This window comes from Enterobacter sichuanensis, from assembly GCF_002939185.1.
GTDB classification, from domain to species: domain Bacteria; phylum Pseudomonadota; class Gammaproteobacteria; order Enterobacterales; family Enterobacteriaceae; genus Enterobacter; species Enterobacter sichuanensis.
On sequence record NZ_POVL01000013.1, the window covers coordinates 60222 to 73357 of the forward strand.

Here is a 13136-nt window from a genome sequence, read left to right on the forward strand (position 1 = left end):
AGGGTCGCCTTTTTTATTACAGCAGCTCTCTCGCCGCCGACACTATGTCATGTGCCGTCAGGCCGTACTCCTTCTGCAGGAACTCCTGCGTCCCCACCTGACCGTAACGCTCCTTCACCCCCACCCGCCGCATCGGCACCGGGCAGGTTTCCACCAGTACTTCCGCCACCGCCGATCCCAGCCCGTTGTGAATGCTGTGGTTTTCACAGGTCACAATCCGTCCGGTTTTCTCGGCGTAGTTTTTCACCAGCATCCGGTCGATGGGCTTCAGGGTAAACATGTCGATGACCGCCGCACTGACCCCCTCCTGCTCCAGCTGATGCGCCGCCTCAAGCGCTTCCGCCACCATAATGCCGTTGGCGATAAGCGTAATATCACTCCCCTCGCGCAGCACGTTGCCTTTGCCGATGGTGAAGGTGGAGCCCGGCGCATAAACGCTCGGCGCCTGCTTACGGATGGTACGCACCCAGTAGAACCCTTCCATGTCAATCAGCTGGCGCAGGACGTCTTCAAACATCACCGCGTCAGTCATCTCCAGCACCACCGAATGCGCCAGACCGCGCACGATCCCCATGTCCTCAAACGACATATGGGTCCCGCCGTTGTGACAGGCGGTTACCCCCGCATCCGAGGCAATCACCTTCACGTTGTTGCGCTGGTAGTCCAGAGACATAAACAGCTGGTCGAAGCAGCGACGGCTGGCAAAGGCGGTGAAGGTGTGAACAAACGGCTTACGTCCGGTAAGCGCCAGCCCCGCCGCGGTGCCAATCACGTTGGCCTCCATAATGCCGCAGTTAATCACGTGTTGCGGATAATCGCGCGCTACGCCGTCCATCGCCATCGAGCTCATCAGGTCCGCTTCCAGCGCGATAATCTCACTGCCTGCCTCTATCTGTTTTGCCACAAAACCCGCGTAAACCTTGCGCATCTCAACGGCATCTTTCTGTCGTGGCGGTGCAACCTTAATCATGTGAAGCCTCCAGTTGGCGAATCGTCTCGTTGAGGGCCGCTTTGCTCTCTGCGGTCAAGCGCAGGTGGTGCGAGTTGCTGAGCTGCTCCAGATATGGCACCCCCTGCCCCTTAATGCTGTCGAGGATCACCACCCGCGGGCGCGCATCCGTGGCTGGCACACGGGACGTCACCTCCAGCAGCCCTGGGATATCGTCACCTTTCACCGTCACCACGTCGAAACCAAAGGCGCGGAATTTCCCCTCCAGATCGAATGCGCTGATGATGTCATCCAGTTCGCCATCCAGCTGCTGCTTATTCCAGTCAACGAACACCGTCAGGTTATTCAGGCGATGGTGGGCAATAAACTGGAAGGCTTCCCAGCACTGCCCCTCGTTCAGCTCACCGTCACCGACGATGCAAAAGACCCGGTTCGGCCTGCCTGCCAGCTTGTGCGAGAGCGCCATGCCGCCGGCGATGGAGATCCCTTGCCCCAGCGAGCCGGTCGTGGCATCCACGCCGCGCGTTTTCAGCCGGTCCGGGTGGCTGGGCAGCCGCGTACCGTTCTGGTTCAGGGTGCTCAGCTCCTCAAGCGGGAAATAACCCTTAATCGCCAGCGTACTGTAGAGCGCCGGGCCCGCATGGCCTTTCGACAGGACAAAATAGTCTCGCTCAGGCCAGTCCGGATCTGCCGGGTCAATCTTCATCACCGCGCCGTACAGCACGGCCAGGGTTTCAACCACCGACATACTGCCGCCGTAATGGCCAAACCCCAGCTGCGTCAGCGATTTCAGGGTCTCAAGGCGAATCTGACACGCGAGTTCAGTTATCTCTTTCTCATTCATGATTTGGCTCCGGTGTTTTCCTGCGCGTTACCGCCCGCAGGTTTGTTTTTCGCGAACACGTTGTACGCCACCAGCAGCGCGAACAGCGCCACAACCAGCCCGGTGATGGCAAGCGGTGACAGGAAGCGCGCCAGGTTGCCGAGCACAATCCCGACAGCGCCAAAATCCGCGTCCGAGAAGGTGGTGTTGGCAAAGCCAATGGCGCCCAGCACCGGCAGCAGCAGGACAGGCAGGAAGGTGATCAGCAGACCGTTAGCAAAGGCGCCAATCATGGCCCCGCGACGTCCACCGGTGGCGTTACCGAACACGCCCGCCGTTGCGCCGGTGAAAAAGTGCGGCACTACGCCCGGGAGGATCAGCACCCAGCTGAACTGTCCGCAGATGAACAGCCCCACAATTCCCCCGAGGAAGCTGAACAGGAAGCCAATCAGCACCGCGTTTGGCGCATACGGATAGACCACCGGGCAGTCCAGAGCCGGACGCGCATTGGGTACCAGTTTTTCCGAGAAGCCGGTGAAGGCCGGGACGATTTCCGCCAGAATCAGACGCACGCCCTGCAGGATGATGAACACGCCCGCCGCAAAGGTGATCGCCATGATGATGGCGTAAACGAGGTAGTTCTGACCGCCGCTGAAGGTGGCCTCGACATACTCACGTCCGACGCTCACCGCCATGATCAGGTAGATAATCATCATGGTCAGGGAGATAGAAATGGAGCTGTCGCGCAGGAAGCTCAGGTTCTTCGGCAGGTTCATCTCTTCGGTTGAGCGCGAGCCTTTCCCCACCTTGCTGCCAATCCAGCCGGAGAGCACGTAGCCCAGCGTGCCGAAGTGGCCGAAGGCAATCTCGTCGTTGCCTGTAATGCGCTTCATGTAGCGCTGCGCAATCGCCGGGAAGAAAGCCATGATCAGGCCGAGGATCAGTGAACCGGTAAACACCAGCCCTACGCCCTCAAAGCCCGCCACCGTCAGGATCACGCCAATCATGCACGCCATGTAGAAGGTATGATGCCCGGTCAGGAAGATATACTTCAGGCGGGTAAAGCGGGCGACGATAATATTCGCCACCATCCCGAAGGCCATAATCAACGCGGTTGAGGCGCCGTATTTCTCCAGCGCAATGGACACAATTGCTTCATTATTTGGAATAATTCCCTGGATATTAAAGGCGTGTTCAAACATGCCGCCTAAAGGATTTAACGACCCAACCAGTACCGTGGCGCCGCCGCCCAAAACAATAAAGCCAAGAATGGTTTTAATGGTCCCTTTCACCACATCAGAAAAGGCTTTTTTCTGCGCGACCAGACCAATTAATGCAATTAACCCCACCAGCACCGAAGGGACTTTTAATATATCAACAACGAAATTCAGCGTTTCAAGGATAAACATATCCACCTCGCCTTATCAGGTTTAACGTTTGTCGAACCAGCTGCGCAACTGCGCTTCCAGTTCATTGATATCAATGATGTTGTTGATCACCACCAGCTGGCTTTCCGGCACGCTGGCGCTGGCCGCAATGTCTTTTGCCATCACGAACAGATCGGCCGCACCCGGCGTGGCCGAGGAGAGATCGGAGTGTTCAACGTCAGCCTCAATCTCCAGCTTTTTGAGCACCTTTTTAATGTTCATTTCAACCATAAAACTGCTGCCCAGACCGGAACCGCAAATAGCCATGATTTTCATTGTTGTCCCCTTATTTTTGAGTAGAGTACGCCCCACCACGCTGACGCGTAATGTTGTGAAAAAGCGGGTTAAAAAATTAATCAGAAGCGGTTAATAATCGTTTTTATCTCCTCCAGCGCATTCGCCTGATGCAGTTCGGCCATATCGGCCTCGCTGGAAAATAATTCAGCCAGCGCCGAGATCATCTCGATATGGCTATTTTTGTCAGGTGCCGCGAGCATAATAATCACATCGACAGGGTCGAACTCACCGGCACCAAAAGAGACGCCCTGCCTGAGTTTTAATAATGACAATCCCAGTCCTTTGGCGCCTTCCTCCGGCCGCGCATGCGGCATAGCCAGCCCTGGTGCCAGCACATAATAAGGTCCTAACGTATGGTGTTGCTCAATGATTGCCGTCACGTATTCTGGCGCTATCGTCTTAAGCTCCAGCAGCGGTTTCGCGCAGATCTCAAGGGCCTGCGGCCAGCTTTCAACGCTATCCTGCAGCGTGATGGTTGTATCATATATCCATTTTTTCAGCACTTTTCACTCCCGCCAGACTGCAAAAGATGAGCAAACTTTATTCAACACACCCATTATTAACCGTGATGATCATCACAAAGATAGCGCTACCAAGATCTAACATTCAGAAGTGTGATAGCGCTATCAAATTCCTATCCTGGCGTGAAATCACAGCAAAAAAAGGGATTTAAGGCGTATACTGCGTGTCACGTGAAATGAAGGAAAACGAACGCGTCTGGTCAGCAGGAAGGTGTATGTCTCTAACCCGAAAACGGCGCAGTACTGGTAAAGTGACACTCGCCGATGTCGCACAGCTTGCCGGTGTGGGCACGATGACCGTGTCCCGTGCACTCCGCACGCCTGAACAGGTTTCCGATAAACTACGAGAAAAAATTGAAGCCGCGGTGCAGGAACTGGGTTATATGCCCAATCTTGCCGCCAGCGCGCTGGCCTCGGCCTCCTCATGGACCATAGCCATGGTGGTGCCTAACCTCTCCGAAGCAGGCTGCTCGGAGATGTTCGCCGGGCTACAGCAGGTGCTGCAGCCCGCCGGATATCAAATCATGCTGGCTGAATCCCAGCACCGCCTTGAGCAGGAAGAGAAGTTGCTGGAGACGCTGCTGGCGTCAAATATCGCCGCCGCTATCCTGCTCAGCGTTGAACATACCGACACCGTTCGTCACTGGCTGAAGAATGCCTCTATTCCGGTGATGGAGATGGGGGCCATGCGCGCCGACCCGATCGATATGAACATCGGGATTGATAACGTGGCGGCCATGTATGAACTCACGGAAATGGTCATTAAGCGCGGCTATCAGAATATTGGCCTGCTGTGCGCCAACCAGGAACAGTGGATTTTCCAGCAGCATCTGCAGGGCTGGTACAAAGCCATGCTGCGCCACCACATGTCGCCAAACCGGGTCATTAACGCGGCCATGTCGCCGAGTTTCTCGACCGGTGCGGCGCAACTGCCTGAATTCCTGCTGGCCTGGCCGGAGCTGGATGCGCTGGTGTGCGTTTCTGACGAACTGGCCTGCGGGGCGCTGTACGAATGCCAGCGCAGGCGCATCAAAGTACCGGACGATCTGGCGATAGTGGGTTTTGGAGATAGCGACGTCAGCCGGGTCTGTCAGCCGCCGCTGACCACCATGGCGGTACCGCATCGTAAGATTGGGATTGAAGCCGGAAAAGCGTTACTGGAGCGTCTGAATGGCGGAGACTGGCGCGACCAAAAACCCATCGCGTCCAGTCTGTGTCTGAGGGAGAGTTGCTAGCGCTTACTCGGCCTCTTCCTCTTTCTCGGATTTAGTCGATTCGTTATTGGCGTTACGGCTCATCCAGAGCGCCAGCGCTTTTAACGAATCCGGCGTAAACTCGTCGCAACGCGCGGTAATCTCTTCCGGCGTCATCCAGTTTACTTCGCTGACTTCTTCTTCCTGCAGGGCGAACGGGCCATGAGAAACGCAGCTGAACAGCCCGCCCCAGACGCGGCAATGTTCATCCTCAAAGTAGAACTGACCATGTTCGGCAAACGGCACACCGGCAATACCTAACTCTTCTTCCGCTTCACGACGCGCGGAATCCAGCAGCACCTCATCCGCCTGGACAACGCCGCCTGCAGTGGCATCCAGCATACCCGGGAGAAAATCTTTGGTGTCCGTGCGGCGCTGAACCAGAATTTTACCCATACCGTCATGGACAACGATATATGTCGCACGGTGACGCAAGCGCTCCGCACGCATTTGTTCGCGGCTGGCCTGCGCGATCACTTCATTCTCTTCGTTGACAATGTCAACCCACTCTGTACTTGCCAAATGACTCTGCTCCACCATCGGGAAACCTTCTCGTCTAAGCGCTCTGTCGGCGCGTTTGCAGTTGAGGTGTAACTTACGGATTAATCGTTACCTGCGCAATAACTTGCTGATCATTAAGTGCGATAACGCTCAGGGTATTACCCTCCAGCATGCCATAACTCGCAGGATATCCGCCTTTCGGTATGCTGACCGACCCCGGATTAAAGTGATAAGTATCACCGCGTTTTTCAGCAACCGGAATATGAGTATGACCGTAAACCAGGACATCGCCAGCCGCGAGCGCCGGGAGATTATCCGGGCCAAAAAGATGGCCATGCGTCAGGAACAGTCGGCTGTGTTCCAGCAGCACCTGCTGCCACGGCGCGGTGAGGGGAAAATGCAGCAGCATCTGGTCCACTTCGCTGTCGCAGTTGCCGCGAACGGCGATAATGCGCGAGGCATACGCGTTCAGTTTTTCAGCCACCTGCGCAGGGGCGTAGCCTTCCGGCAGCGCATTGCGCGGGCCGTGATTAAGCACATCGCCCAGAATGATCAGCCACTGCGCGCCGCTTTGTGCAAACAGGGAGAGGACACGCTCGGTCGCGGGCAGCGATCCATGGATATCCGACGCAAACATCAGTTTCATCAGTCACTCCTCGGGAAAACAGACTGCCCCCATCATACCTGAAGCGTCAGGTCTTATCAGCCCGCATGCTTAGCGGAGAGTGCCACATAGCGCTGCACGGAGGCTCGCTGCCACTGAAACGCGGCATAATCGACCAGCAGCTGCGGTACCGCATCACCGTTGAGGATCAAACGGTTTAGCATTAACGCCAGATCTGCGTCAGCAATACACCACTCACCGAACAGGTTCGGGTTGCCATGAGCGAGCAGTAAGGTGGCGGTATCAATCAGTTTTTGGGCGCTTTCCTGGCCTTCTGCGCTCAGGGCGGGCTTTTTTACCCCGGCAAACACGACATCCGTCGGGCGTTCCACGCGAATCGGCACCAGATCGCTGCGCAGCCACGCCTGAATCTGCCGCGCCCGGGCGCGCTTTTGCAGATCGTGAGGATAGATCCGCTCCCACTCTGGCGGCGAAAACCGATCTTCCAGATATTCATCGATCGCCGACGATTCGCTCAGGGCAAACCCCTCTATTTCCAGCACCGGCACGCGTCGGGTCAGGTCGTATCCCTGCCACTGCGGTTTAAGATGTTCACCACCGTCAAGATCGACGGTCTTCAGCGTAAATGTGAGTCCTTTTTCGGCCAGCGCAACGTATACGCTCATGACATAGGGAGAAAAGAAATTCGCATCGGACCACAACGTGATTACGGGCTGGTTCATAACATCCTCATTGGCTGATCGGGTTTTGACTCAACATATAATCTCTTTGCCTCGCTGTCACTTGATGAAAACTCACGATTTACAACAACCACCTATACTCATTTGATATGGCACCACTCTTCGCATGGACAGGAGTTGAGAATGATCGACCTTTATTATGCCCCTACCCCAAACGGCCACAAGATCACCCTTTTTCTCGAGGAGGCCGAACTGGATTACAGGATCATTCGCGTGGATATCAGCAAAGGCGATCAGTTCAGCCCTCTCTTTCTGGCTATTTCGCCGAACAATAAAATTCCGGCCATTATTGATAACCAGCCGACGGACGGGGGCAGGCCGTTGAGCCTGTTTGAATCCGGTGAAATTCTGCTCTACCTGGCGGAGAAAACCGGCAAGCTGCTGAGCGGGGAGTTACGCGAGCGTCATCACACCCTGCAGTGGCTCTTCTGGCAAGCCAGCGGGCTGGGGCCCATGCTTGGGCAAAATCACCATTTTACCGCCTACGCCCCGCAGCCCATTCCTTATGCGATAGAGCGCTATCAGGTTGAAACTCAGCGGCTCTATGGCGTTCTGAACCGTCGGCTGGAGAAGACGCCGTGGCTCGGGGGCGATCATTACAGTATTGCCGACATTGCCTGCTGGCCGTGGGTGAATACGCATGAAAAACACCGAATTGACTTAGGCGCTTACCCGGCGGTAAACAACTGGTTCGAGCGCATCCGTACCCGCCCGGCGACCGAACGCGCGATGCAAAAAATCCAGCAAATTTAACCCGGTATGAGGCTGGGTGCCTGTGAGCCACTCATGTATGATGAGCGGGAAATACTGACACGGAGAAGACCTGCAATGTCACAGCCAGACGCCATTATTCGTATAAAAAATTTACGCTTGCGTACCTTCATCGGTATCAAAGAGGAAGAGATCGCCAACCGTCAGGATATTGTCATTAACGTGGTGATTCACTATCCCGCAGACAAAGCGCGGGCCAGTGAAGACATCAATGACGCGCTGAACTACCGCACCATCACCAAAAATATCATCCAGTACGTGGAGAATAACCGCTTCTCTCTGCTGGAAAAATTAACTCAGGATGTGCTCGATATCGCACGCGAACATCACTGGGTCACTTATGCTGAAGTTGAGATCGATAAACTTCACGCCCTGCGTTACGCCGACTCCGTCTCTATGACGCTAAGCTGGAAACGCCAGGCGTAAACCTGGAGGTTGTATGAAGATTTTGCTGACCGGCGGTACAGGCCTCATTGGTCGTCACCTTATTGCGCGTCTGCAGGCCTTGCATCACGACATTACCGTGGTCACGCGCAGCCCTGAGAAGGCACGCCAGGTGCTGGGTGCTGGTGTCGACATCTGGAAAAATCTCGCCGATCAGCAAAATCTCGACGGCTTCGACGCCGTCATTAACCTCGCGGGTGAACCCATCGCCGATAAGCGCTGGACGGAAGAGCAAAAACAGCTGTTATGCAGCAGCCGGTGGAACATCACCGAAAAGCTGGTCGAGCTTATCCGCAACAGTCACACGCCGCCTTCGGTGCTGATTTCAGGCTCCGCTGTGGGCTACTACGGCGATCTCGGCGAGGTGGTGGTCACTGAGGAAGAGCCGCCCCATAACGAGTTCACCCATAAACTCTGCGCCCAGTGGGAGCGTATTGCCTGCGCGGCGCAGAGCGATCGGACCCGCGTCTGCCTGCTGCGGACCGGCGTTGTCCTGGCCCCGAAAGGCGGCATCCTTGCGAAAATGCTTCCCCCTTTCCGGCTTGGACTTGGCGGGCCCATCGGTAATGGGCGTCAGTATTTAGCCTGGATCCATATCGACGATATGGTCAACGGTATTCTCTGGCTGCTGGATAACGATCTGCGCGGGCCGTTTAACATGGTTGCGCCGTATCCGGTGCGTAATGAGCAGTTTGCCCATGCGCTGGGACATGCCCTGCACCGCCCGGCGATTTTGCGGGTGCCCGCTACGGTGATCCGCCTGATGATGGGTGAAGCCGCGGTGCTGGTATTAGGCGGGCAACGGGCGCTGCCCAAACGGCTGGAAGCGGCCGGGTTCGCGTTCCGCTGGTATGACTTAGAGGAAGCGCTGGGGGATGTGGTGCGGTGAATATGCTACAGTCGTACGCCATGTTCCGATGAAATGGCGTAACAATGGCAACCCTCACTACCCCCCGGCTTCATCTCACTCCCTTCAAACCCACTGACTGGGCCTTCTTTCGCTCGCTGCGCGAAGATCGCAGCATCATGCGCTATATGGCCGCCATCGCTCCGGAAAAAGAGACCCGCCGCGTGTTTGCCGCGCGGCTTACGGCTGCACATGTTTTTGTGATCCGCTTTCGTAATGATGACACACCGCTTGGCGACATCGGCCTGCAAATCAGCCCTGAGAATCGTGAAGAAGCCGATATCGGCTATACGGTTGTGCCAGCCGCGCAGGGAAAAGGTATCGCCAGCGAGGCGCTGCGCGCGGTGTGTGAATACGCCTTTAACCAGACCGGCGTGAAGGCGATTAACGCCTACGTGCTGGCGGACAACGGCGGGTCGGTGCGGGTGCTGGAGAAAGCCGGTTTTGTGCGTACCCAGGTGCTGGAAAAGGCGTATGAGATTGACGGCGTACGCTATGACGACTGGGTGTATCGGCTGGAGTGCGGTGCGCTCTGAATGCCGGGCGGCACTGCGTTTGCCCGGCCTACGGTTTTTGTAGGCCCGGTAAGCGAAGCGCCACCGGGCGATTGAGCTGCACCGCGGCCTGATGCCCTCTCCCACAGGAAGAGGGAAAAAGGCAAAACCTACTTCAAAGAACCCTTCAGGAACTGCTGCAAACGCGGGCTTTGCGGGTTCGCCAGCACCTCATCCGGGTGCCCCTGCTCTTCAATTTTCCCCTGATGCAGGAAAATCACATGGTTCGAGACGTTACGGGCGAAGCCCATCTCGTGCGTCACCACCACCATCGTTTTGCCCTCTTCGGCCAGCTTCTGCATGATGCGCAGCACTTCGCCAACGAGTTCCGGGTCCAGCGCTGAGGTCGGTTCGTCAAACAGCAGTACCTCAGGTTCCATTGCCAGGGCGCGGGCGATAGAGACACGCTGTTGCTGGCCACCGGAGAGGTGCACCGGGTATTTCATCTGCTGGCGCTCGTCGATACCCACCTTTGCAAGATATTTCACCGCCCGCTCGCGGGCTTCATGCTTGCTCAGCCCCAGCACCTGAACCGGCGCTTCCATGACGTTCTCCAGCACCGTCATATGGCTCCAGAGGTTAAAGTGCTGGAACACCATCGTCAGACGCGTACGCAGCAGGCGCAGCTGGTTCTTGTCGGCCACCTTTAGCTGGCCGTCTTTGTCACGCACCAGGTTAATATTCTGCCCGCTCACCACAATTGAGCCTTCGCTCGGCTTTTCGAGGAAGTTGATGCAGCGCAGGAAGGTACTTTTACCCGAGCCGGATGAGCCGATGATACTGATCACGTCGCCCGCATTCGCCTGCAGCGACACCCCTTTCAGCACTTCATGTTCGCCGTAGCGTTTGTGCAAATCAATTACGTTTAATTTGTTCTCAGCCATCATCTTTCTCAGTGCGTCGAAGAAGGTTTTATATGCTGCAACCAGCGTTTTTCAGCCTTACGGAACAGGCTAATCAATACATAAGAGATAATTAAATAGAGCACCGCCGCAATGCCAAACGCGGTAAACGGCTGATAGGTCGCGGAGTTAATATCACGCGCAATTTTGAGCAGGTCCGGTACCGTCGCGGTAAAGGCGAGCGCGGTGGAGTGCAGCATCAAAATCACTTCGTTACTGTATGCCGGTAACGCAATACGCAGCGCCGACGGCAGGATAATGCAACGGTAGAGTTTCACAGAAGAAAAACCGTACGCACGCGCCGCTTCAATTTCACCGTAAGGGACAGAGCGAATGGCCCCCGCAAAAATCTCGGTGGTATAGGCGCAAGTGTTGAGCGTCAACGCCAGTACCGTACAGTTCAGACCGCTACGGAAGAACGCATTCAGCATCTCTGTGCCTTTGACGATCTCAAGCGTGTACATCCCCGAATAGAAGACCAGCAGCTGCACGTAGAGCGGCGTACCGCGAAACACATAGGTAAACAGCCAGATTGGGAACTGGATAAATTTTTTGTTCGACACGCGGCCAATGGCAAGAAACACCGCCAGAATGCCGCCCATCACCACCGAGGAGATCAACAGCCAGAGCGTGATCGCCACGCCGGTAAAGCGGTAGCCATCTGTCCACAGCAGCGATTTCCAGTATTCCTGAATAATCTCAATCACAGGTCAGCCCTCTTCACACCCACGGAATAGCGACGCTCAAGCAGAAGCAGCACCCCGTTGGAGACAGTCGTAAAGACCAGATAGATAACGCCACAGACCACCGCAAAGTAGAACGGCTCCCAGGTGCTTTTGCCTGCCAGCTGCGTGGCTTTCACCACATCTTCCAGGCCCAGCAGCGAGACCAGCGCGGTGGCTTTGAGGATAACCTGCCAGTTATTACCGATGCCCGGCAGCGCATAGCGCATCATGGCGGGGAACATAATCCGACGAAACGTTTGTGAAGAGGTAAAACCAAATGCGGTTGCCGCCTCAATGTGACCTTTCGGCACGGCCATGTAAGCCCCGCGGAAAGTTTCAGTGAAGTAGGCACCGTAGATAAAACCGAGGGTAATAATACCGGCCACCATCGGGTCGATATCAATTTGTCCCATACCCATCGCGTCTGTTATGCCGTTAAGCGCAATCTGCAGACCGTAAAAGATCAGCAGCATCAGCACCAGATCGGGAACGCCGCGAATGAGTGTGGTATAGCCTTCAAAGATCAGCGCCAGCGGTTTGTTAGCCGAAAGCTTCGCCCCTGCGCCTGCCAGACCTATCAGCACCGCCAGCACCACGGAGCTGATAGCCAGCTCAAGGGTGACAAGCGCGCCCTGTAAAATAACGCCAGAAAATCCGTACAGCATACCGCGAGCCCTGTCGTATCGTGAGTGGTGGAACCGTGTCTTTTCCCCTCCCTCAGCGGGAGGGGCCGCACGTTATATGACGGGGCGATTAGCCGCCGTAAACATTAAAATCGAAGTATTTTTTCGCCAGTTTGTCGTACGTTCCGTCCGCGCGCATTTCAGCAAACGCCTTGTTCAGCGCTTCACGCAATTCGTTGTCTTCCTTGCGCAGGCCCATACCGGTCCCTACACCAAACAACTTCACATCCTTAATGGACGGACCGCCAAACTTGTAATCTTTACCCACCGGCGTTTTCAGGAAGCCTTCGCTCGCGGCGACTTCATCCTGGAAAGCGGCATCAATTCGGCCTGCCGTCAGGTCAGCGTAGATGTTTTCCTGGCCCTGATAGGAGACGATTTCAATCCCCTTCGGCGCCCAGTGTTCGTTGCCGTAGGTTTCCTGCGTGGTGCCCTGCAGCACGCCGACGCGTTTGCCTTTCAGGGATTCCAGCGTTGGCTGAATGTCGGAAGCTTTAGCCACCACCAGACGAGAATCGGCCGCGTAGAGTTTGTCGGTGAAGGCAATCTCCTGCTGGCGTTTTTCGGTAATGGAGAGCGAGGACATAATCACGTCGATTTTTTTCGCTTTCAGAGACGGGATCAGCGCATCCAGCGGGTTCTCAACGTAGGTACACTGTGCTTTGATGCGTTTGCACAGCTCATTGGCCAGATCGATGTCAAAACCGACGAGTTCACCCTTTGAATTCTTTGATTCGAACGGTGCATAGGTTGGATCGGTACCAATCCGAATTTTCTGCGGAATGGCTGCGAATGCCGCGGTGGCGCTGGAAAAGGCCAGCACGAGAGATAATGACAACACGAGCTTTTTCATATTTATCCTCAACAAACTGTCTTCATACGGGATTTTTACGACGACGGGGTGGTGCTAATGTGCCATTAATCCCCTTAGTCAGGCAAAGATTAATGCCTTTCAGCCGGGAATTTTTGCATTTTAAATGCGTAAGTATGCACACAGCGATCCAATACAGTGCA

The 13136-nt window shown here is 55.6% G+C and carries 17 protein-coding genes; 5 read left to right on the plus strand and 12 right to left on the minus strand.

All coding sequences use genetic code 11. The annotated features are described in order from the left end of the window. Nucleotides 1-16 precede the first annotated feature (16 nt). The 5 genes from C5687_RS08230 to C5687_RS08250 all read right to left on the minus strand — a co-directional run bounded on the left by C5687_RS08230 (nucleotide 17) and on the right by C5687_RS08250 (nucleotide 3999). A complete protein-coding gene (locus C5687_RS08230; RefSeq protein ID WP_104556722.1) occupies nucleotides 17-970 on the minus strand; it encodes a transketolase family protein in 954 nt (317 codons plus the stop codon). After that, nucleotides 963-1793, minus strand: a complete 831-nt coding sequence (locus tag C5687_RS08235) for a transketolase (protein WP_104556723.1) — start codon at nucleotides 1791-1793, stop codon at nucleotides 963-965. The genes C5687_RS08230 and C5687_RS08235 overlap by 8 nt, the downstream gene beginning before the upstream one ends. Continuing rightward, nucleotides 1790-3181: a PTS ascorbate transporter subunit IIC gene (locus C5687_RS08240; RefSeq protein ID WP_104556724.1), complete on the minus strand. Its 1392-nt coding sequence runs from the start codon at nucleotides 3179-3181 to the stop codon at nucleotides 1790-1792. Before C5687_RS08240 ends, C5687_RS08235 begins: the two co-directional genes overlap by 4 nt. A 21-nt stretch (nucleotides 3182-3202) precedes the next feature. Next, nucleotides 3203-3475 (minus strand): PTS sugar transporter subunit IIB, encoded by a 273-nt coding sequence (locus C5687_RS08245; RefSeq protein WP_045285786.1) that lies wholly within the window; start codon nucleotides 3473-3475, stop codon nucleotides 3203-3205. Nucleotides 3476-3555: 80 nt separating this feature from the next. Next, on the minus strand, nucleotides 3556-3999 hold the full coding sequence (locus C5687_RS08250) for a PTS sugar transporter subunit IIA (protein ID WP_104556725.1): 444 nt from the start codon (nucleotides 3997-3999) through the stop codon (nucleotides 3556-3558). 233 nt (nucleotides 4000-4232) lie between these two features. Between C5687_RS08250 and C5687_RS08255 the strand changes: the two genes are divergently transcribed. Next, nucleotides 4233-5252 (plus strand): LacI family DNA-binding transcriptional regulator, encoded by a 1020-nt coding sequence (locus C5687_RS08255; RefSeq protein ID WP_045285787.1) that lies wholly within the window; start codon nucleotides 4233-4235, stop codon nucleotides 5250-5252. Between the two features lie 3 nt (nucleotides 5253-5255). Here C5687_RS08255 and yfcD read toward each other — a convergent pair whose 3' ends face one another. From yfcD to yfcF, 3 genes are read right to left on the minus strand one after another with little or no spacing between them, the layout of a single operon-like run. Continuing rightward, complete coding sequence (gene yfcD, locus C5687_RS08260; protein ID WP_025757169.1) at nucleotides 5256-5810, minus strand: NUDIX hydrolase YfcD; 555 nt, start codon at nucleotides 5808-5810, stop codon at nucleotides 5256-5258. A gap of 55 nt (nucleotides 5811-5865) precedes the next feature. Beyond that, the gene (gene yfcE, locus C5687_RS08265) at nucleotides 5866-6417 is read right to left on the minus strand and encodes a phosphodiesterase (RefSeq protein ID WP_047959153.1); all 552 of its coding nucleotides are present in this window, start codon (nucleotides 6415-6417) and stop codon (nucleotides 5866-5868) included. A 56-nt stretch (nucleotides 6418-6473) separates the two neighbouring features. Continuing rightward, nucleotides 6474-7118, minus strand: coding sequence for a glutathione transferase (gene yfcF, locus C5687_RS08270; protein WP_025757167.1), 645 nt, complete (start codon nucleotides 7116-7118; stop codon nucleotides 6474-6476). 141 nt (nucleotides 7119-7259) lie between these two features. Here yfcF and yfcG point away from each other — a divergent pair, with 141 nt between their 5' ends. The 4 genes from yfcG to C5687_RS08290 all read left to right on the plus strand — a co-directional run bounded on the left by yfcG (nucleotide 7260) and on the right by C5687_RS08290 (nucleotide 9794). Next, nucleotides 7260-7889 carry a GSH-dependent disulfide bond oxidoreductase gene (gene yfcG, locus C5687_RS08275; protein WP_047959154.1) on the plus strand — a complete coding sequence of 210 codons (630 nt, stop codon included), beginning with the start codon at nucleotides 7260-7262 and terminating at the stop codon, nucleotides 7887-7889. 75 nt (nucleotides 7890-7964) lie between these two features. Then, complete coding sequence (folX, locus tag C5687_RS08280; protein ID WP_025757165.1) at nucleotides 7965-8333, plus strand: dihydroneopterin triphosphate 2'-epimerase; 369 nt, start codon at nucleotides 7965-7967, stop codon at nucleotides 8331-8333. 13 nt (nucleotides 8334-8346) lie between these two features. Then, nucleotides 8347-9240 carry a TIGR01777 family oxidoreductase gene (locus C5687_RS08285; RefSeq protein WP_032672455.1) on the plus strand — a complete coding sequence of 298 codons (894 nt, stop codon included), beginning with the start codon at nucleotides 8347-8349 and terminating at the stop codon, nucleotides 9238-9240. Between the two features lie 44 nt (nucleotides 9241-9284). Then, nucleotides 9285-9794: a GNAT family N-acetyltransferase gene (locus C5687_RS08290; protein WP_104556726.1), complete on the plus strand. Its 510-nt coding sequence runs from the start codon at nucleotides 9285-9287 to the stop codon at nucleotides 9792-9794. A gap of 128 nt (nucleotides 9795-9922) precedes the next feature. Here C5687_RS08290 and hisP read toward each other — a convergent pair whose 3' ends face one another. From hisP to hisJ, 4 genes are all read right to left on the minus strand, one after another. Continuing rightward, a complete protein-coding gene (gene hisP, locus C5687_RS08295; protein WP_014832781.1) occupies nucleotides 9923-10696 on the minus strand; it encodes a histidine ABC transporter ATP-binding protein HisP in 774 nt (257 codons plus the stop codon). An 8-nt stretch (nucleotides 10697-10704) separates the two neighbouring features. Further along, nucleotides 10705-11421 (minus strand): ABC transporter permease, encoded by a 717-nt coding sequence (locus C5687_RS08300; RefSeq protein ID WP_104556727.1) that lies wholly within the window; start codon nucleotides 11419-11421, stop codon nucleotides 10705-10707. Next, nucleotides 11418-12104 carry a histidine ABC transporter permease HisQ gene (locus C5687_RS08305; RefSeq protein WP_008502591.1) on the minus strand — a complete coding sequence of 229 codons (687 nt, stop codon included), beginning with the start codon at nucleotides 12102-12104 and terminating at the stop codon, nucleotides 11418-11420. Before C5687_RS08305 ends, C5687_RS08300 begins: the two co-directional genes overlap by 4 nt. Before the next feature lie 88 nt (nucleotides 12105-12192). Further along, on the minus strand, nucleotides 12193-12975 hold the full coding sequence (gene hisJ, locus C5687_RS08310) for a histidine ABC transporter substrate-binding protein HisJ (protein WP_023336423.1): 783 nt from the start codon (nucleotides 12973-12975) through the stop codon (nucleotides 12193-12195). Between the last annotated feature and the right edge of the window lie 161 nt (nucleotides 12976-13136).

Coding starts and splice junctions, on each gene's coding strand:
- C5687_RS08230 (WP_104556722.1), bottom strand. CDS start 970: ATGATTAAGGTTGCACCGCCACGACAGAAAGATGCCGTTGAGATGCGC.
- C5687_RS08235 (WP_104556723.1), bottom strand. CDS start 1,793: ATGAATGAGAAAGAGATAACTGAACTCGCGTGTCAGATTCGCCTTGAG.
- C5687_RS08240 (WP_104556724.1), bottom strand. CDS start 3,181: ATGTTTATCCTTGAAACGCTGAATTTCGTTGTTGATATATTAAAAGTC.
- C5687_RS08245 (WP_045285786.1), bottom strand. CDS start 3,475: ATGAAAATCATGGCTATTTGCGGTTCCGGTCTGGGCAGCAGTTTTATG.
- C5687_RS08255 (WP_045285787.1), top strand. CDS start 4,233: ATGTCTCTAACCCGAAAACGGCGCAGTACTGGTAAAGTGACACTCGCC.
- yfcD (WP_025757169.1), bottom strand. CDS start 5,810: ATGGTGGAGCAGAGTCATTTGGCAAGTACAGAGTGGGTTGACATTGTC.
- yfcE (WP_047959153.1), bottom strand. CDS start 6,417: ATGAAACTGATGTTTGCGTCGGATATCCATGGATCGCTGCCCGCGACC.
- yfcF (WP_025757167.1), bottom strand. CDS start 7,118: ATGAACCAGCCCGTAATCACGTTGTGGTCCGATGCGAATTTCTTTTCT.
- yfcG (WP_047959154.1), top strand. CDS start 7,260: ATGATCGACCTTTATTATGCCCCTACCCCAAACGGCCACAAGATCACC.
- folX (WP_025757165.1), top strand. CDS start 7,965: ATGTCACAGCCAGACGCCATTATTCGTATAAAAAATTTACGCTTGCGT.
- C5687_RS08285 (WP_032672455.1), top strand. CDS start 8,347: ATGAAGATTTTGCTGACCGGCGGTACAGGCCTCATTGGTCGTCACCTT.
- C5687_RS08290 (WP_104556726.1), top strand. CDS start 9,285: ATGGCAACCCTCACTACCCCCCGGCTTCATCTCACTCCCTTCAAACCC.
- hisP (WP_014832781.1), bottom strand. CDS start 10,696: ATGGCTGAGAACAAATTAAACGTAATTGATTTGCACAAACGCTACGGC.
- C5687_RS08305 (WP_008502591.1), bottom strand. CDS start 12,104: ATGCTGTACGGATTTTCTGGCGTTATTTTACAGGGCGCGCTTGTCACC.
- hisJ (WP_023336423.1), bottom strand. CDS start 12,975: ATGAAAAAGCTCGTGTTGTCATTATCTCTCGTGCTGGCCTTTTCCAGC.